Source organism: Ruegeria sp. YTSA168 (assembly GCF_059610045.1).
This window is the reverse complement of sequence record NZ_JBXWMW010000003.1, coordinates 263077-285331: the sequence shown is the minus strand read 5'-3', so window position 1 is coordinate 285331 and position 22255 is coordinate 263077. Positions and strand designations below refer to the sequence as shown.

Sequence of the window (22255 nt, the reverse complement as noted above, 5' to 3'; positions counted from 1 at the left end):
AACGCGTCTTTAGCGCGTCTTGTCTGGTTGGGCCGGGCGGCGCGTGCCACGCCGCGGTCGGGTTAGAACCCCACGCCGGTTCCCTGCAAAACCCCATGTTCCAGCGCATAGCGGGTGAGCCCAGCGGTGGAGGAAATACCCAACTTACGCTTGATGTTTTTGCGGTGGGTTTCGACCGTGCGAACCGAGATATCCAAGGCCAGGGCGACTTCTTTGTTGGATTTGCCCTGCGCCAGTTCCAGAAGGATCGTCTGTTCCCGGCCGGTCAGGGCCTCTCGGGTGCTGTCGCCTTTGGGTTTCAGCGACCCGCTTGCTCCGGTGCAAAGATATTGCTCGTCTGCCATGACGGCATCAATGGCCTGTTTGATTTCGTCTGTTGGGACGTCTTTGAGCAGATAGCCTTTGGCCCCATGGCTGAGCGCGGTTGAGATGTATTCTGGGCTGTCATGCATCGACAGGATCAAGATGCGCGTTTGAGGCAAACGTTCAAGGATCATTTCCGTTGCGCTTAGGCCGCCCAGGCCCGGCATGTTCAGATCCATCAGGATCACATCGGGGGATAGGCTTGCGGCCTGATCCACAGCAGACTGACCGCTGCTGAGCGTACCGACCACCTCAATCTCGTCATAGCTTTCAAGGATCGACTGAATGCCCTCGGCCACCATCGGGTGATCGTCGACAATAAGGACTCGGATGGTCATGTCCCGGCCTTTCGCTTTGGCGTTGCGTCTTCCTGCGGTGGGAGCAGGTGGCTCAACGGCAGACTGGCCTCAATCACCGTCCCGCCGCGCGGGCCGCGTGATGACAGAATGCGCAGGGATCCGTCAAGCTGTTCGATCCGTTCCTGCATATTGCGTAACCCGATCCCGGTGGCCACGCGGCCCGGTTCGCTTCGCAACCCGCGCCCATTATCGGTAATCCGCATCGTCGCACCTTTCTTATGACCACGCAGATCGATGGTAACATGTGACGCATCCGCATGGCGTTCGATATTGGTCAGCGCTTCTTGTGCAATGCGATAGAGCGCGATCTTGCTGTCCTGATCCAGCCGGTTGCGGAATACAACGGTCGAGAACTCGGTCTCGATACCTGTGCGATCCCGGAAATCATCCGTCAGCGATTTAAGGGCAGGGCCCAAACCCAGATCATCCAGCACACCAGGGCGAAGGTCGCGGCTGATGCGGCGCACTTCGGTGATGGCGGTGCCCAGATGTTCGATGCCTTTGTCCAGCGGGTCTTCTGCGTTCGATATATCCCCGCGAGATACCCTCCGTCGGGCGGTATCCAGCGCATAGCGGACGCCGACCAATATCTGGCTTATCCCATCATGCAATTCTCGCGCAACCCGTCCACGTTCTTCTTCCTGTGCATCAAATACACGCTGTGTCAGCTCTTTCAGCTTTGCGTCTGCAAGCCGTCTTTCGCGGATGTTCAGCAACATGCCCGAGGCAAACACGATCAAGACAGCTGCCACAACAATTGCGCCGATATATATAAAGGTGCGCCGCACGCGGGCTTCGACCTCGGCGCGTGCATTGGCAACAGCGGCAACGATGTCATCGATGAAGACGCCCGTGCCGACCACCCAGCGCCAATCTTGCAGCCCGACCACATAGGCGATCATCTGGGCCTCTTCCCCGGTCGAGGGCTTTTGCCACATGAAGCTGTGCCACCCTGCGCCCTGACGGGCGAGGCGGATAAACTCATTCACAACGGGTGTGCCATCGCTATCGGTCAGGCCTTCCCAGTTGCGGTTGATGAATTGAGTTTGCCTTGGGCTGACAAGATTATTGCCGTCATAGTCGTAGACAAAAAAGAACCCGTCCTGTCCGTAGATCATGGCCGACAGAATCTGGGATACGAGATTCTTGGCCACCTCGTCATCAGGTGTCGCCCGGCCATAGATATAAGCAAATCCGTTGCGGGCTTGCGTGACATAATTGCGCAGCTCTTCTTTCTTGGCTTCGATCAGGCTGCGCTCTAACGCTTCGATTTCGCGTTCGGCTGTTGCACGCGCTTCGTAGGCAACCAGCACGGCAATCGCTGCCACGGCCACAACCAAGGGGATCGCGGCCACAAGGGATAGCTTTTGAGCATAGGTCAGCGAAACCAGATTTCTTAATCTCTGCATTGTCGAATCGATACGCAACAGGCGGGAGAAATGCAAAAAGAATGGACATCTTAAGGACCAGAACGACCGAAAATCCGGGTTCGAGCCGTTTTTGCTGGATATTTTCTTGTACAAACCCATCAGAAACCCGCGTTTCTACGCAGTACTAGGTATTCCTTTTCACAGCTTCGCCATTAGGCTGCGGCCTACTGAATGTGACAGGCCCGGAGTGTTTCCGGGTTACGACTATGTAAGGGGAGGAACACTCATATGGATCGTCGTTCATTTCTAAAGAAATCTGCTCTGGGCGGCTCGGCTGCTGCGGCAACCGCGCTGGCAGCACCAGCCTATGCGCAGGGTCAGCGGACCCTGACTATGGTGACCTCGTGGGGTCGTGGTCTGGCCGGCGTGTTCGACGCGGCGCAACGGTCTGCCGACAGCATCAACGCGATGTCCGATGGCAGCCTGAACGTAGAAATCAAGGCAGCGGGTGAGCTGGTTGGCGCGTTCGAAGTGTTTGACGCGGTATCCTCGGGTCAGGCCGACATGTACCACGCGGCGGACTATTACTTTGTAGGTCAGCACCCGGGCTATGCCTTCTTCACGGCTGTTCCGTTTGGTATGACCGCGCAAGAACTGGTGAACTGGTACTACCATGACGGCGGCATGGAGCTGCATGACGAGCTGGGCTCGATCTTTGGTCTGAAGTCCTTCCTGGCCGGTAACACCGGTGCTCAGGCGGGTGGCTGGTACTCGAAAGAGATCAATGGCCCCGAGGATTTCCAGGGACTGAAGTTCCGTATGCCGGGCCTTGGTGGTCAGGCGTTGGGTAAACTGGGCGCATCTGTTCAGAACATTCCGGGCTCGGAAGTGTATCAGGCGCTGTCATCGGGCGCGATTGACGGAACCGAGTGGATCGGTCCGTGGGCTGACGAAAAAGCCGGTTTCCAGGAAATCACCAAGACCTACTATACCGCAGGCTTCCACGAGCCGGGCGCAGGTCTGTCGCTCGCCACCAACCGCGACGTCTTTGACAGCCTGACACCGGCGCAGCAGAAGATCATCGAGATCGCAGCCGCCGAAGCGCACCAGTGGAACCTGGCGCAGTTCCTGGCCAATAACGGTGCAGCCCTGCAGCGTTTGCAGTCGGGTGGCGTGAAGGTCATGGAGTTCCCGGACAGTGTTTGGGATGCTTTCGGTCAGGCCAGCCAAGAGGTTCTGGACGAAAACATGGGTGACGAGCTGTTCAAGAAGATCCACGACAGCGCCATGACGTCGATGGCGGCATCGTCGGGCTGGAACAATTTGTCGTCGGGTGTCTACACCGCGCAGCGCGACCGCGTACGCGGCTAAGCTTTAATCACCAGACCAAACGGTTTCTCCGCATTGGCGGGGAAACCTTTCTTGTTGCACATGCGCGGACCCATCATGCCGCACGAACAGCCAGTGCAACTGACGCGACCTGGGGACAACATGCAGGACGAAAACGGTATCTCGTTCTTCGGCGCCCTGTGGAATGGACTGATCTGGTTCATTCAGAACATTGCCGAAGCCTTCTATAATTTCGGATATGCGATCACGCATCCGCAGCTGTGGCTGAACTGGTCGGACAAAGAGGCGATCATGCGCTTTGTCTATTATGGCGGCTCGGTCGAGTTCTTCTTTGTGATCTTTGCCCTGTTTCTGGTGCTGACAGCCATAGGCCTCTACTACCGGAATTTCATGTGGGGCATGGTTCGCGGGCTGGAAGGGTTCGCAAACATCACCGGTCGATTCTTTGCCTGGGCCGGTTTGTTGATGGTGCTTCAACAGATCATCATCGTTTTCATGCAGCGTGTCTTTACGCGCGCGGATATGGCGTTTGGGTTTGGCATTCCTTTTCAAAAAGATATCAGCTGGTTCGCCGAAGAACTTAAACTGTATAACGCCATGGTGGTCTGCCTGTGCTGTACCTACACATTTGTTCAGGGCGGACATGTGCGAGTTGACCTGATCTACGCGGGCATCAGTCACCGCGCCAAGCGTGTGGTCGACATGTGCGGTGCGCTCCTGTTCATGATGCCGATGGCGGTGCTGACTTGGATGTACGGCTGGTACTTCATGTGGCGGCACCTGATCGTGCCGAAACCATCGGCCAGTGACACGCTGGATCGGCTGGTCGCCAAATCACGCGCGTTGCGGTGGAACGTGGAAACCATTGGCTTCAGCCCAAACGGCTTTAACGCCTATTTCCTGTTCAAAATCCTGCTCGTTCTGTTTGCAGGCATGGTGTTCCTGCATGCGATTGCGTTCCTCTACCGATCCTATCTGGAATATGTGGAAGGGCCCGAGAGCGCCGGAAAATACCTCGACAAGGACAGCCTTGGCGCAGGTGAAGAAGCCTATGAAGGCGCACATTAGGGACGGAGACCCAGACAATGCTATTCGGACTTGATGGCGTCGAGATAGGCCTCATTATCGTATTCTTCTGCCTTTTCGGAGGCATCCTGTCTGGTTTCCCGGTGGCCTTTGCCATCGGTGGGGCCGGGGTCATATCCTTCGGGATCATTGCCGCGCTGGACAGTGCCGGGCTGTTGATCCATCAGGCAATCGATACCAGCTCACAAATGTATCGGGATCTGGTTGCAACAGGGGTGAAACCTGATGCGGTTTCGGTGTTCCGATACCCGGATTTGCCAAGGATCGGCGAGCCGGTCTTCCCCGCGGGTTGGGAAACCGCCCTGGACCGCAATGTTTCGTTCATCGTAAACCGTATGAACGAGCGTGTACTGGCGGGCCAATCGATCGAGACCCTGCTGGCTGTGTTGATGTTTGTTCTGATGGGCATCACGCTGGAACGCTCGAAGATTGCCAATGATCTGCTGACCACAATGGCGCGTGTCTTTGGCCCGTTGCCGGGTGGTCTGGCCGTCTCGATTGTGGTTGTGGGCGCGTTTCTGGCAGCCTCCACCGGCATCGTGGGTGCAACTGTGGTGACGATGGGCCTGCTGGCCCTGCCGACGATGTTGCGGAACAACTACTCGCCTGAGCTTGCGACGGGTGTGATTGCGGCTTCGGGGACTTTGGGGCAGATCATTCCGCCGTCGATTGTGATTGTTTTGCTCGGGACGTTGGCCGGGGATCTTTATTCAACTGCGCAGGAAACCCGCGCGGTTGAGGCCGGATGTACCGATGCGCTGACCTATCTGGGTGAGCCTGCTGTCGTCTCGGTTGGAACGCTGTTTCAGGCTGCCCTTTTGCCGGGAATCATGCTGGCCTTGCTCTATGCGCTTTACGCTTTTGGCTACGCGTTGCTGAACCCTGACAAAGCCCCAGCCGTTGAACTGGCTGGCGGGTCGGGCGAGACGATCACCCGGTCCGAGGGCCTGACCTGGTTGCTGGGTGCACCGGCGGCCATCATCGTCGGCGCGATACTGTTGGGCAGTGCCGGGGTTATCGGCAGTCAGAACATCTCGGTCTCGGCTTTCTCGGATGTGGGGCAGGGCGCATCGCTGCGTACCAATGTGTCGGAAGAGTGTAAGGCATCGATGATCGACTTGCATGGTCAGAGCGCCTGGGATCAGGCGGTGGCCGAGCAGAAAGAGATTGATGCCGCCGGTGGCATCGCCAATGCCGAGCGCCTGAGTGAAGAAGAACTGGCGGCCGCAAGCGAAGCAAAGATCGCCAATGCTGCGCCCATTGGGAATGGTGTTGCGGTTTTCGTGGTACTGCTGGCCCTGACGCTGGTTCTGGGCCGCGGTATCGCACCGTCGCGTCCCCCTCAGCCTTTGATCGTTGGGGCGATTGGTCTGGTGCTGATGTTGCTGATAGATATCCTGCTGATCTCGCCCACCACCTCATCCGGCGGCACTTTCCTGTTGCTGGCCATTCCGTTCGCCATCGCGATCTATGGCTGTAAAGAAGCGGCCGCGCGTTGCGCGACCAATGATCTGATCCGCGTGGTCTTTCCGCCGCTGGTTCTGATCATCGCGGTTCTGGGGTCGATCCTTGGTGGGATCACCAACCCAACCCCGGCTGCGGCGCTGGGCGCTGGTGGTGCGATCATGCTGGCGGCTTATCGTAAACTGCGCGAGCGGGGTCAGTCGGGTGGCGTGATCATCTGGTCGACCTTTGCGGTGATTATCTGCCTGTTGCTGGGCGTGAACTTCGATCTGCGGGTTAGCCAGAGCGGAGCATCCGCCGAAACCTGGATCGCCTTTGGTCTGGCTTATTCGGCTTATCTCTATGCGCTGTTTGGTCTGCTTTATGGCTGCTGGCTGCTGTTTTCGAGCGGCGTTCTGACCCCGGTGGTGCGCGAGACGGCCAAGGTGACCTCGATGGTGTTTACCATCCTGATCGGATCGCAGTTGCTGAACCTGGTGGTGATTTCGTTCGGGGGGGAGCACTATATCCAGCAGTTCCTGAAAAGCTTTGACAACGAGTTCACGGTCTTCCTGATCGTGATGTTGGTGCTGTTCATTCTGGGTTTTGTGCTGGATTTCCTTGAGATCATCTACATCGTGATCCCGATTGTGGGCCCGGTGATCTATGGTGGGTCGTTTGATCCGAAATGGGTGACGATCATGGTGGCGGTGAACCTGCAGACCTCGTTCCTGACGCCGCCCTTCGGGTTTGCGCTGTTCTATCTGCGCGGCGTTGCGCCAAAAGAGGTGACGACGGGCCATATCTACCGAGGGGTTGCACCTTTTGTGATCATTCAGGTGGTTGGGATCGCAATCCTGTGGTTCTTCCCTGCGATTGTGACCATCGTTCCGGACCTGATCCCGAATTGATCTGATCGGACAATCAAAGTGAAAAAGGGGGCCTGATGGCCCCCTTTTGCTTTTTGGTTTGGGGCAAGGGGCCAGCCCCTTCTTGGCCTGCGGCCAATTCATCCCCGGGATATTTTTAGCCAGATGAAGAGTGGATCAGGTGAACTGGATCAGGTCCCAACGGTTACCGAATGGATCGCGCCAGACGGCGACAATGCCATAGGGTTCGGTGCGGGGGTCTTCTTCGAAATCTACGCCGTTTGCGCACATCGCCGTGTGGTCGCGGTGGAAGTCATTGGTTTGCAGGAAGAACCCGACGCGGCCTCCGGTCTGGTTGCCGATGGCGGCGCTTTGGTCGGGGCTTACGGCTTTGGCCAGCAGAAGTGAAGCGCCGTTGGTGCCGGGTGGTGACACCCGCACCCAGCGTTTGCCGCTGCCCAAATCAATATCCTGTTCCAGGGTGAAGTTGAGCGTTTCGGTGTAAAAGGCAATCGCAGTTTCATAATCCGGCACCACAAGAGTGACGGCATGCAGGCTTTGTTTCATATCGGATCAGCCCTTGGTGGGGTGGCGGTCGGGCAATTGGATATTGGCGACCTGTTCCGCGATAGGGGCCGCAGAGAGCGGATGATGCGACTTATCGGAGAAGGTTGCGGGGTCCTGAACTTTTTGCCATTGCCCTTGAACATAGGCTTCGAGACCTGAGAATTTGGCCTTGTATCCCATCTTTGGGCTGCCGGGCACCCAGTAGCCCAGGTAGATATAGGGCAGGCCTGCCTCGCGCGCGATGTCGATATGATCGAGGATCATATAGGTGCCCAAAGAGTTCTGTGGCTGTTGCGGGTCGTAGAAGGAATAGACCATGCTGAGCCCGTCATCGAGCACATCGGTCAGGCTGACGGCGATCAGGTCACCGGTTTCGGGGTCCAGATATTCGACCACGCGGCTGCGGATTGGGGTCTCCTCGATCATCGCGGCAAATTCGAACACGTCCATATCGGCCATGCCTCCATCGGCGTGGCGGGTGTCGAGGTAGCGGCGGAACAACTCGTACTGTTCGTCCGTGGCCCAGGGCGATGTGGCGCGCCGTTGCAGGTAGGCGTTGCGCTTTACTGCGCGTTTCTGGCTTTTGGTTGGGCGGAAGGCGGCGACATCGATCCGGGCGGACAGACAGGCAGCGCAATCAGTGCAGGATGGACGGTAGAGCACATTCTGGGACCGGCGAAACCCTTGTTGCGACAGGGAATTGTTCAGCTGGTCTGCACCTTCGCCTTGCAGGGCGGTGAACAGCTTACGCTCCAGCCTGCCCTCAAGGTAAGGGCAGGGCTGGGGGGCCGTCACATAAAACTGTGGCGCAATTGGCAGCGTATGTCGCATGAAGGTCCCATGTAGCCTCGGACCTGATGATAACAACGGTTTTTGGCGCCGCCAAGTGATTCACGCGATGGGTGGTCAGGCCCGTTGATTGATCATGACGGTGCCGAGGAAAGCGTCTGTCAGACCCTGGCAGCGCGCGCTGGTTAGCATCATTATGATCGAGATGATCTGGACTACGAAAAACGCCATGCTGATAAAATATCCGGCGGTATGCGCAAGGGCTTTGCCCATATCCATTCGTTCGCCAAACGCATCGCGCAGTTCGATCCCCATGAAGCGCATGCCCAGCGTGGCAGAGCCGTTCGAGATGGTGATCACCCGATAGACAAAGCTGATGACCGCATAGATCAGGGGCAAGAAAAACAGCCCTGCGCCAAAGGTTAAAAAGACGGGAATAATACACAGCAGCGAGATCAGCGCGATATCGAACAGCCAGGCGACAAAGCGTTTGGATGTGACGGACTGATAAAACTCGGGTTGTGTGTCAGGGTTGGGCAGGTGGGTCATAGACAGATTTCCGAAAATAAAGGTCGTATTACCCTGTCCCGAAGGCCGGGACAGGGTAAGGGGGATCAGGCAGGTTCGCCTTTACCGTCCTCTTCGTGGTTGTCGCGGGCGCGTTCATCCATGAACTGGTCGAACTCGGCCTTGTCCTTGGCTTCGCGCAGGCGGTGCAGGAAGGCTTCGAACTCTTGTTGTTCGCGTTCCAGCCGAGCCAGCGTGTCGGATTTGTAGGCGTCAAACGCGCTGTTGCCCGACGGTTTCATCGCGCTCATGTGGCTGTTCCAGGATTTGCGGCGGCTGCAGGATTTGCTGAACATGCGTTTGCTCCAGATCATATAGGCCAGAAGGGCCAGGCCCACGGGCCAGAAGAAGATGAAACCAAGGACCATGGCGGCGATCCAGGCACCTTTGCCTTTATCGTCCATCCAGGCCTCGGTGCGGTGCAGCCATCCCGGGTTTGCAGGGACGGTAGGTTCGGACAATGCGGTCATTTGGTCTCTCCAGGGGTTGATGTAAATTCCTTTCACATTGTCTAGATGGGAGGTGCTTGCGGGGTTGCAAGGGGGTGATGTGAAAAAGATTTACATTTTTTCGAGTCAGATGATCGAAAACTTGTGCCTTCTCGCAGAGCAGCTATTGTAGCGCGCCACTGTTTCGTTCAATTTATCGAATGGATGTTTGCAGCATCAACAGAGCACGACTGAACAGCGCGCGCATTCTATCGTGTTCAGAAATCGAACTTGCTCTGGATCGGGGGCGTGTAGGGTTCGATTAGGTCTTCGCCGTCGGATGCGCGTTTGATCGGCTTCACAGTATGATATTCAAATCGCCCCTCATATCCCGTGCCAAGCGTCTCTTGCGCCTCTTGCGGTGTTGTGACGCCGTTTAACCAAGTCTCGATCTCTGAGGGGGTCAGAATGACTGGCATGCGATTATGGATGTGCGCTATCTGGGGGCTTGGTTTACGTGTCATGATGGTGCAGCTGTGCCGCCCATCTCGCGTTCGATAGAACCCGGCAAAGAACATAAGCGGTTCATTACGTTTGACCGTTATATAGGTCGGAAAGCTATGCCCCTGATCTTTTCGCCATTCATAGTATCCAAGCGCCGGGATAAGGCACCGCCCGTTGTTCCAATAGTCCTGCCAGAACGCGACATTCTCGATCTTGGAATTGATCATGGGCTTCTGACTGCGTGGGTCCTTTAGCTGCCAGCGGGCGGACGTGAGTTCGGCAGTGTCGCCATCCCAGCGGATCATATTGACCTGATCGGTCGGCGAGACGTTGTAGCCCCCAGAGGGCAGCGGCTTGGGTAGATCGGGAGAGACCTTTCCATAAAGAAAGTACTCCAGAGTCGCGAGCATCTGTTTTTGCGTCAGGTGACCGGCTGCAAACTTACCACACATGGAATGAGCCTATTTTGGTTTAAAAACCGAGGCAAGGTTGAGCGTATACCGCATCGTGCTTTGTCGCCCTTTCTTCAAGCTTGTGACCTTGGGCAAGTCGATTGAATTAACCACAGATACCTTCGATCGCTGGTTGTAGCTGCGCATCCGCCTTCTTTCGTGCAATCACAAAACAGGGTAACAAACGACTATGACTTTGGACGACAAAAACACCGCCCCTTCGACTACCGAAATACTGGATCTGGAAAAGCAGGTTTGGACTGCGCTGGTTGTCGGGGATGCCAGCGCGGATCGCGCGCTGCTTAGCGCTGATTTTCTGGGTGTTTACCCTTCGGGTTTCGCTAATCGGGACGATCATGTTGAGCAATTTGCGGATGCGCCGACGATGGCCGAGTTCAGGCTGAGCGAGGAGAAGCTACGGGTTCTGACCGCTGATATCGTTCTGCTGTCCTATCGCGCCGACTACCTCCGGCCTGGCGCAACCGAGTGGGAGGCGATGCTGATTTCCTCGCTGTGGGAGCGTCGGCACGACACGTGGGTCAACAGTTTCAGTCAGGACACGCCGGTTCAGAACGCGTGATGCGTTTGACCCATTGACCTTAAGGGGAGGCAATGCGCAGGGTCGCGATATGAGTGACAGTCTGGCCATCACCCGTTTGCCACGCGCGTTCGACCCGTCTTTGGGCGATGAAACACGTGATTTGCTGGCGGATTTGACACCTGAACAAGGGGAGTTGATCGCCGGAACCGCCGGATCCAGCCCCTATCTGAAAGGGTTGATTGAGCGCGAGAGAGATTGGCTGCCACAAGCACTGTCGCGGCCCGATCAGGCCATGACCGAACTTATGGCTATGGTGCGGGCTTTGGCCCCGGATCAGCTGAAGCCGGGGCTGAGGGTCGCCAAGCGCCGAATGGCGTTGCTGACTGCGCTGGCCGATATCTCGGGCGCGTGGTCTTTGGAAAAAGTGACCGCTGCGCTGACTGATTTCGGAGCGTTGGCGGCGGATGTCGCAGCGAAGGCTGAGATCGCCACCTTGATTCGACGCAAAAAGCTGCCCGGAATGAGCGAAGATGATGTCGAAACGGCCGCCGGGATGGTCATTTTGGCCATGGGCAAGATGGGCGCGCATGAGCTGAACTACAGTTCGGATATCGACCTGATCGTTCTGTTTGACGAAACGCGATACGACCCGGATGATTTCTATGACGCGCGGCATGGGATGGTCCGCGCCACGCGCAACTTCTGCGCCACGCTCAGCGACAAAACCGCTGACGGATATGTCTTTCGCACCGATCTGCGCCTGCGCCCCGATCCTGCGGTCACGCCGGTCTGTATGGCGATGGAGGCGGCCGAGCGCTACTATGAAAGCCTTGGTCGAACTTGGGAACGCGCCGCCTATATCAAGTCGCGCGCCTGTGCGGGCGATATCGCTGCCGGGGAGCGGTTTCTGGAAGCGTTGCGGCCCTTTGTCTGGCGCCGCCATCTGGATTTTGCCGCCATTCAGGACGCCCATGACATGCGTCTTCGTATTCGTGAGAACAAGGGGACGGGTGGCAGCCTCTCAATCCCTGGCCATGATATGAAACTGGGGCAGGGCGGCATTCGGGAGATTGAGTTTTTTACCCAGACCCGCCAGTTGATCGCCGGTGGGCGTGATCCGGATCTGCGCGTGCGCGGAACGGTTCCCGGACTGGTTGCCTTGGCGGAAAAAGGCTGGGTGCCCGAAGAGGTTGCACAAAAGCTAACCGATCACTACCGCGCGCATCGCGAGGTCGAACACCGCATCCAGATGATCCACGATGCTCAGACCCACAAAGTGCCGCAATCCGAGGACGGTATCGAACGCGTGGCCTGCCTGATGGGGATCAGCAGGGCTGATCTGACCGCTGACCTGACCCGCCGATTGACCGAGGTGCATGAGCTGACCGAGGGGTTCTTTGCCCCTGGCCCCGGTGCAACCCCGACGCCGGATCAAGAGGTCACGTTCGACAAAAGCATCTTGGCCCGTTGGGCCTCTTATCCGGCGCTGCGATCGCAACGGGGTAGGCGCATCTTTGACCGGCTCAAACCAGAACTCCTGTCGCGCCTCGCCAAGACATCTCAACCCGAAGAGGCGCTGGTAGCTTTGGATGGGTTTCTGGCCGGGCTGCCTGCCGGGGTGCAGCTGTTTTCGCTGTTCGAGGCCAATCCGCAATTGATCGATCTGTTGATCGATATCGTGGGTACGTCTCACGCGCTGGCCTCGCATCTTTCCCGCAATGCCTCGGTTTTTGATGCGGTCATCGGTGGCAGTTTCTTCGCCGACTGGCCCGGACAGCAAGAACTACAAGCCGAGTTGGAACAGGCTTTGGCGGCCGAGACGGACTACGAAACCCAGCTTGATCTGGCGCGGCGCTGGTGCAAGGAATGGCATTTCCGGGTGGGGGTGCACCATTTGCGCGGGCTGATCGATGGCGCGCAAGCTGGCCGTCAATACGCAGAACTGGCGCAGGCTGTTATCGCCTCGATCCTTCCACATGTGGCCGAGAATTTCGCCCGCAAACATGGTCCCGCTCCGGGCCGTGGTGCAGCCATTCTGGGTATGGGGTCGCTTGGGGCGGGGCGGATCAATTCGCAATCCGATTTGGATATGATCGTGATCTACGACCCTCTGGATCAGGAGATGTCCGAAGGTCCGCGCCCACTGGCCACCCGCACCTATTATGCGCGGTTTACGCAAGCGCTGATCACGGCGCTTTCGGCCCCGATGTCTCAGGGGCGGCTCTATGAGGTCGATATGCGCTTGCGCCCGTCGGGCAATCAGGGGCCGGTGGCGACCAGTTGGGCCAGCTTCACCAATTATCAGCAGAACGAAGCGTGGGTTTGGGAGCACCTTGCCCTGACACGCGCGCATGTGGTGGCAGGTGGCGTGGGGCTGGCCACAGATATCGAAGCCTTCCGGGCCGATTTCCTGTCGCGTCCGCGCGATATGAAGAAGGTTTTGCACGAAGTCGCCGAAATGCGCTCGCGGCTTGCCGCCGCAAAAGCCCCTGCCGGAGTTTGGGATGCCAAAAATGGCCCTGGCCGCATGATGGATATCGAATTGATGGCGCAAACCGGCGCACTAATGGCAGGTATCGCGGATCGCGATGTGCCCTCCGGCCTTGATGGCGCCGTCGCAGCCGGGTTGCTGGATGTCGCGCGGGCACAAACACTGAAAGACAGCTACGATCTATGTTGGTCTGTGCAATGCGCGGCACGGCTGCTCTCGGGCAGGGTGATCGAGGCTGACAAGATTGGCGAGGGTGGTGCGGCTTTCCTGTGTCGGGCCACCGGGTTCGAACAGGTTGATCCGTTGCAGACCGCGTTGCAAGACAGTTATGCAATCGCTGCCGAGATCATTGGCAACGTGATAAAAGAGGGCGAAGATGGCGCGCAGCACTGATCCCAATGACCCCAAAGGCCTGATCCGCGAGGCCTATAACATTGAGGGCATCGCCCTGCCGGAATGCCGCAGCATCTTCCTTGATTGGGCGCTCAGCCTGCCGGACGGGCAGGATCAGAAACAGGCGCTGACCACCCTGCACGCCGCTTATGCCGCGCGGGATGCCGACCACCCGATGACACAGGTCATGGCTGAAGGTCTGCAAGCTGCACAGGCGCCAAAACGACGTGGCGGTTGGCGCTCGCGCCCGCGTTAGGGCTTTTCCCCCGGCGCATGCATGACTAAGAGGGGGCCATGACCCAAACCACTGATCGCCCTCGTATCCGTCTGAAACCCAAAGCCAATGCGCGCGGCCTGCGCCACGGGTTTCCCTGGGTCTATGCCAATGACATTGTCACCGACCGCCGCACCCGCAAAATCCCGGCCGGGGCGTTGGCCGTGCTTGAAGACGACAAACGCGCGCCGATTGCGCTGGTGGCCGTCAATCCTGACTCCAAGATCATGTGCCGGGTTCTGGACCGCGACCTTGACGCGGAGCTGAACGCCGGCTGGTTCGAAACCCGCCTGCGTCGCGCCCTTGAAATGCGTGAACGTCTGTTCGACGCGCCATATTATCGCCTGATCCACGCCGAGGCCGACGGCTTTCCCGGAGTGATCATCGATCGTTTCGGCGATGCCTGCGTCATCCAGCCCAACGCCGCCTGGGCCGAAGCGCATCTGGAAACGCTCACCGATGCGTTGGTCAAAGTTACCGGAGTAACAACTGTCCTGAAAAATGCCTCAGGCCGGACCCGCGGGCTGGAAGGGCTGGACGACGTGAACCAAACGCTGCGCGGTTCAAGGCCCGACGCACCGCTGCCAGTGCCCATGAACGGCGCAACCTATATGGCCGACCTGACCGGCGGCCAGAAGACTGGCCTGTTCTACGACCAGCGCCCAAACCACGCCTTCGCGGCCCGTTTGGTTCACGCAGAAGCAACCGTGCTGGATGTGTTTAGCCACGTAGGCGGCTTTGGCCTTGCCATGCTGGCCGGAGGGGCGGCGCATGCGACATGCGTCGATGGCTCTGCCGCCGCTTTGGAATTGGCAAGCAAAGGGGCCGAAGCCACGGGCTGCGCGGATCGCTTCCAGACCCAACAGGGCGACGCGTTCGACGTGCTGACCCAACTGGGCGAAGGGGGTGGGCAATTCGATGTCGTGATCTGCGACCCGCCTGCCTTTGCACCTTCGAAACAGGCGTTGGATGCGGGCCTGCGCGCCTATGAACGTATCGCCCGGTTGGCGGCCTCTCTGGTCAAACCGGGCGGCTATCTTGGCCTGTGCTCCTGCTCCCACGCCGCTGATCTGGGTCGGTTTCGTGATGCGTCCTCGCGCGGGATCGGGCGTGCCGGTCGACAGGCACAGCTGATCCACACCGGTTTCGCAGGCCCCGATCACCCGCAACTGCCGCAACTGGCAGAAAGCGGTTATCTCAAAGCCGTGTTCTACCGTCTGTGAGGGCGGTCCTGGATACCTGCGTCATCTACCCCACAGTGATGCGAGAGATGCTGCTGGGCGCAGCCAGCCTGGGCCATTTCACCCCGATCTGGTCCGCGCGTATTCTGGAAGAATGGGCTCGCGCCGCCCGCAAGCTGGGCCCCGAGGGCGAGGCCCAGGTCCGCGCAGAAATCGCCCTGACACAGGCGCACTGGCCGCAATCCGAACGCGCACCCGCACAAGGGCTTGAAAACCGCCTTTGGTTGCCCGACGCAGCGGATATCCACGTGCTGGCAACCGCGATCGACACGTCAGCTGATACCATCGTGACCGTTAACGCGAAGGACTTCCCGAAAAATATCTTAGCAGAAGAGGGGCTTGATCGCCGCGATCCCGATGGCCTGCTGCACGGGTTTTGGCTCTCGGACCCCGACGGCATGGCCACCATCGCCAATCGCGTTCTCAATGAAGCCAACCGCCTTTCGGGCGACCAATGGACTCTGCGTGCGTTGATGAAAAAGGCGCGCCTTCCACGATTGGGCAAAGCCCTCTCTAAATAGGCGCGATCCCCCTTCATCTGGCTATAAATATCCCGGGGAGCGCGAGGGGCTGGCCCCTCGCTGCCTAAACCTTGCTTCCTGCACCCCAACGCCGCTCAAGGGCCTCCAGCGCCGCAATCCGCTCACCCGTCTTCGGGTGGCTCATCAACCATGCGGGGACCATCCCAGCCCTCTGCTGGGTCAGATCTTCCAGCTTGTGAAACAAGGATTTCTGCGGTCCGATCCCAATCCCGGCCTTGGTCAGCAATGCGGCGGCGTATTCATCCGCTTCATATTCATCCTGGCGTGACAAGCGCGAGGCCAGCAACGAGGTCAGCGCATTGGCAATCATCGCGCCAATAAACGGAATGAACCGGTTCAACACCATGATCAGCGCCGTCCGCATCGCGTTCTGACCGGAAAAATCTATCATCCGCCGCTTTGCATGCCCCAATGCCACATGCCCTAACTCATGCGCGATCACACTGGCCATTTCCTCGGCTGAAACCTCTCCGTTGCGAAACTTGCGATAGAATCCGCGGGTGATGAAAATGCGCCCATCGGGCGCGGCCAAACCATTCACCGGATCGATCTCATAGATGTAAACCGGAACCCGCACGATATCCAAGGCTGCGGCCAGCCGGTCGGTCATGCGCTTCAACGCCGGATCGGCCAGCTCTGTCGACTTCTGATCCAACTCACGATGAGTGCGCCAGATGGAAATCCGGTACATCACAAGACCATAGGCTATGGCCAGCAGGATCGGGGCTAAGCGAAGCATGTGTTAGATATGGGAGCACTTGATTTCGAGGGCAAACAAAAAAATAGAAAGTTTGTTTTGCGGAACAAAGCGGGCTTTCGCCCCAGCGCTCGAATGATTGCTTGTCCGCGTTGATCGATCAAAGCTCAATCAAGAAATGGCGACGCCACGCTGAATGATGTTCGAAATCTATATGATGTGACCATGCAAACATTGCGTAGGATCGTGTGCCCGATGAGAGCGTGGGATTATCGCTGTCAGCTAACAAATGTGGTAAGGAAAACTGTATCGTGGTCATATTTTCAGTGGCGTACCCGCTGACATCTTGGACTGCTGGTGAAAGCCCTAAGTCTTGAACTTTCGGATGGTTTGGCACTACGGCGATGTGCTCTTCCGCATAAAGTGAACTCCCTCTCAGTGCACCAATGACAAAGCGTGTTCCGTTGAGACGTTCTTCGTTATTAAATCCTACGGCCACCCAACCGGTTGTTGGTGCGCTGAAGGTCGAGAATAGCCGCCCGCTTTCATGCCAGTATTGGAATGTTGTACCATCAACGCTTATCGTTTCTCGCCGAGGGGAAGCGGATGCACCGATTGCCCAAGATGCCAAGCCTGTGCCGATCACAAATTTTCTTCGGTTCATGAGGGACCTCTTCAGTTAAACGTGCAGAATCATTGCAGCTGCCGACCCGGAGCAATGAAGAGACTGAATACGATGTGCACCTGCGGCCTTTGCCAGATCGCGCACGTGGTTATGGACCAAGAAAGAACCCCGGCCTGAATGGATAATCCGATTTCTTAGAACCCGATCGGCGATTGATCGAGGCGGGCGATCTGCGCAGAAGACAAGACAAATATGACCACCAGATCGCGTGACCCGTACAAACTCTGACAACGCCGGATAAGGATCGTCCAGCGTTTCGATACCCCATGCGCATGAAAGTAAATCGAAGCTGGTATCGGGAAATGGCATGTCCTTCATGCAACCGGTCACGCTCTGTGCAGGAATATCGGCGCAAAAGCTGAGCATTTTTCGAGATGAGTCTAACAGCACCAGATCAAAATTGCCGTCCAAGCTTTTGAGCAGACGGCGAGCTACCGTACCTGTGCCGCATGCGGCATCCAACATCCGGATGCCTGGGCGCAAAAGTGCCGTGACCGCCCCTTCAAAGGCACATTGGGCTTCGCCTCCGGCGAAGCGAAGCCAAAGCGCATGGGCCTTCCCATAGGAGTCTGCTACATCATCATAGATGTTGGCTGATCTCATCATATCTCGTCCGTTTGCTGGGCGTGTCTGAAAACAGTATCGTCAAGTAGATTGACTACTATGGAGTGGATATATGGTCAAGAAGATTGACGACTTTCGAATTGATCATGTGGGCTGGCGTCTTTGGGATGCTGCTGCGACGTGGAAGGAAAAGTTTGCGGCGGAGATGGTCGCGATGGGTCATGACTGGTATGCCGAGGCCCGCTCCAGCGTCGTGCCATATGTCGGGCTCAAGGGAACAAGACAATCAGACATTGTCGCGAGAATGGGCCTCACCAAGCAAGCTGTTCAGCAACTCATTCTGGATTTGGAAGCGTCCGGGATATTGCGGCGAGAGCCTGATCCTTATGATGGTCGCGGCAAAGTAGTGCATTTTACTGAAAAAGGGTTGTCCGCTCAGCGAGATAGTCAAAAGGCCAAAAAAAAGGTGGAGGCCGAGATCAGGGCACGGCTTGGAGATGAAGAGTTCGAACGCCTGGTGGAAACTCTCAAGAAGATCGGTTCGGAAGCCTGAGTTCGCCGTCCAGTCCACGAAGCCACCGACGGCGGTCGTTGAGGCGGATTGCGGCATCGGAGGCGATGGTTCACATGTTGAATCCGCCGCTCAACATCGGAATACCTGCTTCCCGACAACGAAGGGTATGCCATCATTCTGAAAACTCGAAATACGCCAGCGTTCGCAGACGTTTTGGCGAAAAATGAAGGGGCCTGACGGATGAGGGATCTCAGCGTGGGAAGCGTCGCGGATCGCTACCTCAGCATTGGCCAGATTAGAGCCCAGCGTTACAGTTTCTGCGCAAGGTTTGAACGGCTGTTGTCAGGACGATAGAACTGCATCGATACGCCATTCCCGCTCGGTTCAAACGAGGTGAGTTCCAATTTCATTGAAGTGCTGCCTTGCCCAAATAGCCGTTTTCCGCCACCGATAACCACTGGGAAAACCCAAAGGCGGAACTCATCAATCAATCGGTGCGCCAGCAACTCCTGTATCAATTGATGGCTCCCATGCACCTGCAACAGTGGTGCCTTCTCTTCCTTCAGGCGGCGGATTTCGGAGGCAATATCACCAGAAACCGGGTGCGAGTTCTCCCAGCTCAGAGTTGTCCGGCCAGATGTGACGACGTATTTGCGCGCCGGATTGATCCGGTCAGAAAGCGCGGATTTGGGTGCGTTCGGCCAGTGTCCTGCGAAAATGTCATAGGTCTTGCGACCGAACAGCATGTCATATGGTTCAGACATGGCATGACGTTCAACCTGACCCATCACACCCTGCCAGTAAGGAGCAGCCCAACCGCCTTGCTCGAACCCGCCGCCTGATCTAAAAAGAAAGCAACAGCAGACGTTGGGACATTTTGCTGAACTCGGCACTATGAGCTCAGAGCCGACATGCGGGTTTAACGCGTGAGTTCTCGCATGCCCCGTTCCAACCCAGCCAGTGTCATCGGCACCATGCGGTCTTCGAAAATCTCTCGGATCATGCCGATGGAATGGGTGTATTCCCAGTATTTCTCGGGCACCGGGTTGATCCACAGGTTTGACGCCCATTGATCGCGTGCGCGTTGTAACCAGACCTGACCGGCCTCTTGGTTCCAATGCTCGTTGGCACCGCCGGGATAGGCGATCTCGTAAGGGCTCATCGAAGCGTCGCCGACGAAGATGCATTTGTAGTCGGGGCCGTAGGTCCGCAGTACCTCATGCGTGGGGGTCTGCTGATCCCAGCGTCGGCGATTGTCGCGCCAGACGCCTTCATAGAGGCAATTGTGAAAGTAGTAGTATTCCAGATGTTTGAACTCGGTCCGCGCGGCAGAAAACAGTTCCTCCACCACCTTGATATGCGGGTCCATTGAGCCGCCGACGTCCAGAAACAGCAGCACCTTGACCGCGTTGTGACGTTCGGGCCGGGTCTTGACGTCCAGATAGCCATGTTCCGCCGTGGCGCGGATCGTGCCGTCCAGATCCAGCTCTTCGGCAGCGCCCTCGCGCGCCCAGCGGCGCAGGCGTTTCAGGGCGACCTTGATGTTGCGCGTTCCCAGTTCAACAGTATCGTCCAAGTTCTTGAATTCGCGCTTGTCCCAGACCTTGACCGCACGCCGATGGCGACTTTCCTTCTGGCCGATCCGCACGCCTTCGGGATTGTAGCCATAAGCCCCGAAAGGAGAGGTTCCGGCGGTGCCGATCCACTTATTGCCCCCCTGATGGCGGCCCTGCTGTTCCTTCAGACGCTCGCGCAGCGTCTCCATCAGCTTGTCAAACCCGCCAAGTGCTTCGATCTCGGCCTTTTCTTCAGCCGACAGGTGCTTTTCGGCCATTTTCTCAAGCCAGTCGGCGGGTATGTCCACCGCCTCCAGAACCTGATCAAAGCTGATCTCACCCAGCCCTTCGAAACTGGCGGCAAAGGCGCGGTCGAACTTGTCGATATTGCGCTCATCCTTCACCATCGACACTCGGGCGAGGTAGTAGAACGCCTCGACATCATAGGCGGCCAGACCCTTTTTCATCCCTTCCAGAAAGGTCAGATACTCCCGCAGAGAAACGGGGATACCAGCTTTACGGAGGTTCTCATAAAAGGGCAGGAACATTGGTCAAATTACCAGTCGGACCAGGATCAGCGACATCACAAGTCCCAGCAAGGCAAAGGCAATGCCATAAACAGCTGCGTACTGAGCTATGTCGGCGCCGTTCCCATTGCGTTTGCGCGCATTCCAAGCGCCAAGTATCGCACCCAAAACAGCCATTCCCAGGACTACCAGCATGTATTTGTCATCCGCCTATGTTGTTACCGGCTGATCTGGTCGCACGGCTTTCCGCCAGGGATTTCACCACCACATCTGCGCCAAACCCGTATCGCGCCCACCCCAGACTGTCCAGCCTGACGGCACGTGCCTGTTGTACCTGCCCAGCCTGCATGAGCGCCTCGGATTTCAACAAGAGGAGAGTTGCCAGAAGCGAAGCGTTTTCAGCCCGCGTCATCACATCTATAGCCTTGTCCAGATCAGGCAACACGTTGAGGCCTTGATCCTGAGCCAGCGCGAAAGAGGCGGTTTGTGCCGTGACATGGGCGCGATGTACCTCGGTTCCTGGTGTGGCATTCAGGAAGTGCAGGGCGATCTGATATTGTTGCAGTGCTGTAGCAGGGTCGCGGAACTGGATCATGCGACCCATCAGATAATGCGGATAGGCGCGGCGATGGTCGGTCCAGCCCTGTTGCTGCCCGATCTCTGCGGACTTCTGGGCAAAGCGGAACTGTCGGGGTGATCCGGGGCCGGGACCCAACGTTTTATTGATGGCGTCGATCCATGCGCGCGGTGTTTTAGTGAAGGGCTGAACTGGTAACCGGTCTCCACGCGGGTTCAGGCGGCTCAGCACAGCGGGAAGGGCGGCCTCAACCTGTTCGCGCGTCATGCCTGTTTTCAACTGCGGCGCATAGGCAGCCCGCAGGATCAGCATGTCAAAGCCGGTCAGGACGGTATGGATGTTATCGTCGTTGAACACGGAATCGGGTAGGTGATACAGGTCGTTCAGCGGCCCCAACGCCTGTGCCAACTCCTCGTGCAGGCAATCGCGCATTTCCTGTGGGCTGACATCATAGGGGATGAAGATGCCCAGGCGTTCCCGCTGTCGCAGTTCGGTCCAGCTGCTTTTGGCCTTGCGACGATCCCGGCGGTATTCTTCCAGGCTGGAGGAGTTGGGCACCACAAAGCACGCAGCATTCGGCAGGATACGATGAATGTCGCGCTGGCTGACGGCCTCAATGGTGATATTGGCCTGACCTTCAGAAATCTGCCGGATATTGATCCGGGCCTCTCTCTGCAGTCGGGTCAGCAATCGGGCGAGATCGCTTTGCATGCTGGGGGTGGGCTTACCGGTCAGCCGCACCGTGACCGGGGTTTCAAACCGGGTGAACACGGGCAGCTGTGTGCCACTTTCCAAGGCAAAATGCAGATCGAGGAAATCAGCCGCTATGTTGGTGTTGGACCTGGCCGGAGGGGTGGGCCGAGACGCCGTAAAACTGTTGGCCGGGGGCAGGGCCTGTTCAATGGTTGTCACATTGCCCGGCAATTCAATCCGCTCGACCGATGCGCAGGCCGAAAGCAGACATACCGCAGCAAGGGCGCCCCATCGCATCATGAGCGGTTGTACTTGATAAAGGGCGTCAGCGTGCCGATTCGGTCATAAAGCTGGCGTGCCGTCTTGTTATGATCCTGTGTCAGCCAATAGACCGTTGGCGCGCCCTGGCGATCGGCCTCGTCATACACCGCCTGGATCAAAGCACGCCCTACACCGGTCCCGCGCGCCTCGGGGCGGGCATACAGGTCTTGCAGGTAACAGACCCTTTCAACTTTCCATGCGTGGCGGTGAAACAGGTAGTGTGTCAGCCCAACCAACGCGCCGTTCTGTTCGGCAACGAAGCAGGAAAAATCCTGCGGATCGTCCCCAAGCAACCGTGCAAACGTTGATTCATAAATCTCATCGGGTAGGGTGGTTTCATAGAAGGCCAGATAGGCCCGCCACATCTCGGCCCATTGATCCCTGTCCGCGGCCCGCAAGGGGCGAATTTCTGGTACGTTGGCCAAGCGATACGTCCCTGTTGATAAACTGCGCCCCGATTGCCCGATGCTGACATCCGGCCCGCCCCAAGGC

24 protein-coding genes are annotated in these 22255 nt (G+C 57.6%); 9 read left to right on the top strand and 15 right to left on the bottom strand.

Going from position 1 to position 22255, the window contains the following annotated elements; translation table 11 throughout:
- Positions 1 to 62: 62 nt before the first annotated feature.
- A complete protein-coding gene (locus tag AC2FFE_RS08080) occupies positions 63 to 701 on the bottom strand; it encodes a response regulator transcription factor (RefSeq protein WP_170530537.1) in 639 nt (212 codons plus the stop codon).
- Positions 698 to 2131: a cache domain-containing protein gene (locus AC2FFE_RS08075; protein WP_496817467.1), complete on the bottom strand. Its 1434-nt coding sequence runs from the start codon at positions 2129 to 2131 to the stop codon at positions 698 to 700. The genes AC2FFE_RS08080 and AC2FFE_RS08075 overlap by 4 nt, the downstream gene beginning before the upstream one ends.
- A 249-nt stretch (positions 2132 to 2380) precedes the next feature.
- Between AC2FFE_RS08075 and AC2FFE_RS08070 the strand changes: the two genes are divergently transcribed.
- From AC2FFE_RS08070 to AC2FFE_RS08060, 3 genes are all read left to right on the top strand, one after another.
- Complete coding sequence (locus tag AC2FFE_RS08070) at positions 2381 to 3463, top strand: TRAP transporter substrate-binding protein (RefSeq protein WP_496817468.1); 1083 nt, start codon at positions 2381 to 2383, stop codon at positions 3461 to 3463.
- A 120-nt stretch (positions 3464 to 3583) separates the two neighbouring features.
- The gene (locus AC2FFE_RS08065; RefSeq protein ID WP_496817725.1) at positions 3584 to 4510 is read left to right on the top strand and encodes a TRAP transporter small permease subunit; all 927 of its coding nucleotides are present in this window, start codon (positions 3584 to 3586) and stop codon (positions 4508 to 4510) included.
- Positions 4511 to 4527: 17 nt separating this feature from the next.
- Positions 4528 to 6882: a TRAP transporter large permease gene (locus AC2FFE_RS08060; protein ID WP_496846367.1), complete on the top strand. Its 2355-nt coding sequence runs from the start codon at positions 4528 to 4530 to the stop codon at positions 6880 to 6882.
- A 135-nt stretch (positions 6883 to 7017) separates the two neighbouring features.
- Here the strand turns inward: AC2FFE_RS08060 and AC2FFE_RS08055 are convergent, their stop codons facing one another.
- The 5 genes from AC2FFE_RS08055 to AC2FFE_RS08035 form a co-directional block, all read right to left on the bottom strand.
- A complete protein-coding gene (locus tag AC2FFE_RS08055; RefSeq protein ID WP_496817470.1) occupies positions 7018 to 7407 on the bottom strand; it encodes a VOC family protein in 390 nt (129 codons plus the stop codon).
- 6 nt (positions 7408 to 7413) lie between these two features.
- A complete protein-coding gene (locus AC2FFE_RS08050; protein WP_496846366.1) occupies positions 7414 to 8238 on the bottom strand; it encodes an arginyltransferase in 825 nt (274 codons plus the stop codon).
- A 75-nt stretch (positions 8239 to 8313) separates the two neighbouring features.
- Positions 8314 to 8745, bottom strand: a complete 432-nt coding sequence (locus AC2FFE_RS08045) for an RDD family protein (protein WP_496846365.1) — start codon at positions 8743 to 8745, stop codon at positions 8314 to 8316.
- Positions 8746 to 8810: 65 nt separating this feature from the next.
- Positions 8811 to 9233: a DUF2852 domain-containing protein gene (locus AC2FFE_RS08040; protein ID WP_496846364.1), complete on the bottom strand. Its 423-nt coding sequence runs from the start codon at positions 9231 to 9233 to the stop codon at positions 8811 to 8813.
- A 236-nt stretch (positions 9234 to 9469) separates the two neighbouring features.
- Positions 9470 to 10147, bottom strand: coding sequence for an SOS response-associated peptidase (locus AC2FFE_RS08035; protein WP_496817474.1), 678 nt, complete (start codon positions 10145 to 10147; stop codon positions 9470 to 9472).
- A 190-nt stretch (positions 10148 to 10337) separates the two neighbouring features.
- Here AC2FFE_RS08035 and AC2FFE_RS08030 point away from each other — a divergent pair, with 190 nt between their 5' ends.
- The 5 genes from AC2FFE_RS08030 to AC2FFE_RS08010 are packed head-to-tail and all read left to right on the top strand — an operon-like array spanning position 10338 to position 15608.
- On the top strand, positions 10338 to 10727 hold the full coding sequence (locus AC2FFE_RS08030; RefSeq protein ID WP_496846363.1) for a DUF4440 domain-containing protein: 390 nt from the start codon (positions 10338 to 10340) through the stop codon (positions 10725 to 10727).
- Positions 10728 to 10776: 49 nt separating this feature from the next.
- Complete coding sequence (gene glnE, locus AC2FFE_RS08025) at positions 10777 to 13572, top strand: bifunctional [glutamate--ammonia ligase]-adenylyl-L-tyrosine phosphorylase/[glutamate--ammonia-ligase] adenylyltransferase (RefSeq protein WP_496846362.1); 2796 nt, start codon at positions 10777 to 10779, stop codon at positions 13570 to 13572.
- On the top strand, positions 13556 to 13828 hold the full coding sequence (locus AC2FFE_RS08020) for a hypothetical protein (RefSeq protein WP_496817477.1): 273 nt from the start codon (positions 13556 to 13558) through the stop codon (positions 13826 to 13828). Before glnE ends, AC2FFE_RS08020 begins: the two co-directional genes overlap by 17 nt.
- A gap of 38 nt (positions 13829 to 13866) precedes the next feature.
- Positions 13867 to 15069 (top strand): RSP_2647 family RNA methyltransferase, encoded by a 1203-nt coding sequence (locus AC2FFE_RS08015; RefSeq protein ID WP_496846361.1) that lies wholly within the window; start codon positions 13867 to 13869, stop codon positions 15067 to 15069.
- Positions 15066 to 15608 carry an RSP_2648 family PIN domain-containing protein gene (locus tag AC2FFE_RS08010; protein WP_496846360.1) on the top strand — a complete coding sequence of 181 codons (543 nt, stop codon included), beginning with the start codon at positions 15066 to 15068 and terminating at the stop codon, positions 15606 to 15608. Before AC2FFE_RS08015 ends, AC2FFE_RS08010 begins: the two co-directional genes overlap by 4 nt.
- Before the next feature lie 64 nt (positions 15609 to 15672).
- Here AC2FFE_RS08010 and AC2FFE_RS08005 read toward each other — a convergent pair whose 3' ends face one another.
- From AC2FFE_RS08005 to AC2FFE_RS07995, 3 genes are all read right to left on the bottom strand, one after another.
- Entirely contained in the window at positions 15673 to 16368 is a 696-nt protein-coding gene (locus AC2FFE_RS08005; RefSeq protein WP_496846359.1) for a M48 family metallopeptidase, read from the bottom strand.
- A gap of 118 nt (positions 16369 to 16486) precedes the next feature.
- Positions 16487 to 16990, bottom strand: coding sequence for a DOMON domain-containing protein (locus AC2FFE_RS08000; RefSeq protein WP_496817481.1), 504 nt, complete (start codon positions 16988 to 16990; stop codon positions 16487 to 16489).
- Positions 16991 to 17005: 15 nt separating this feature from the next.
- On the bottom strand, positions 17006 to 17614 hold the full coding sequence (locus AC2FFE_RS07995; RefSeq protein WP_496846471.1) for a methyltransferase domain-containing protein: 609 nt from the start codon (positions 17612 to 17614) through the stop codon (positions 17006 to 17008).
- A gap of 73 nt (positions 17615 to 17687) precedes the next feature.
- Here AC2FFE_RS07995 and AC2FFE_RS07990 point away from each other — a divergent pair, with 73 nt between their 5' ends.
- Positions 17688 to 18128, top strand: a complete 441-nt coding sequence (locus AC2FFE_RS07990; protein WP_496817483.1) for a MarR family winged helix-turn-helix transcriptional regulator — start codon at positions 17688 to 17690, stop codon at positions 18126 to 18128.
- Between the two features lie 269 nt (positions 18129 to 18397).
- On the opposite strand, the gene AC2FFE_RS07985 is transcribed toward AC2FFE_RS07990, so the two are convergent.
- The 5 genes from AC2FFE_RS07985 to AC2FFE_RS07965 form a co-directional block, all read right to left on the bottom strand.
- Entirely contained in the window at positions 18398 to 18853 is a 456-nt protein-coding gene (locus AC2FFE_RS07985; RefSeq protein WP_496817484.1) for a dihydrofolate reductase family protein, read from the bottom strand.
- Positions 18854 to 19008: 155 nt separating this feature from the next.
- Complete coding sequence (locus AC2FFE_RS07980; protein WP_496846358.1) at positions 19009 to 20193, bottom strand: vWA domain-containing protein; 1185 nt, start codon at positions 20191 to 20193, stop codon at positions 19009 to 19011.
- A 3-nt stretch (positions 20194 to 20196) separates the two neighbouring features.
- Positions 20197 to 20367 carry a hypothetical protein gene (locus tag AC2FFE_RS07975; RefSeq protein WP_353006691.1) on the bottom strand — a complete coding sequence of 57 codons (171 nt, stop codon included), beginning with the start codon at positions 20365 to 20367 and terminating at the stop codon, positions 20197 to 20199.
- A 7-nt stretch (positions 20368 to 20374) separates the two neighbouring features.
- The gene (locus AC2FFE_RS07970; RefSeq protein WP_496846470.1) at positions 20375 to 21739 is read right to left on the bottom strand and encodes a DUF2927 domain-containing protein; all 1365 of its coding nucleotides are present in this window, start codon (positions 21737 to 21739) and stop codon (positions 20375 to 20377) included.
- On the bottom strand, positions 21739 to 22128 hold the full coding sequence (locus tag AC2FFE_RS07965; protein WP_496817727.1) for a GNAT family N-acetyltransferase: 390 nt from the start codon (positions 22126 to 22128) through the stop codon (positions 21739 to 21741). Before AC2FFE_RS07965 ends, AC2FFE_RS07970 begins: the two co-directional genes overlap by 1 nt.
- Positions 22129 to 22255: the final 127 nt, after the last annotated feature.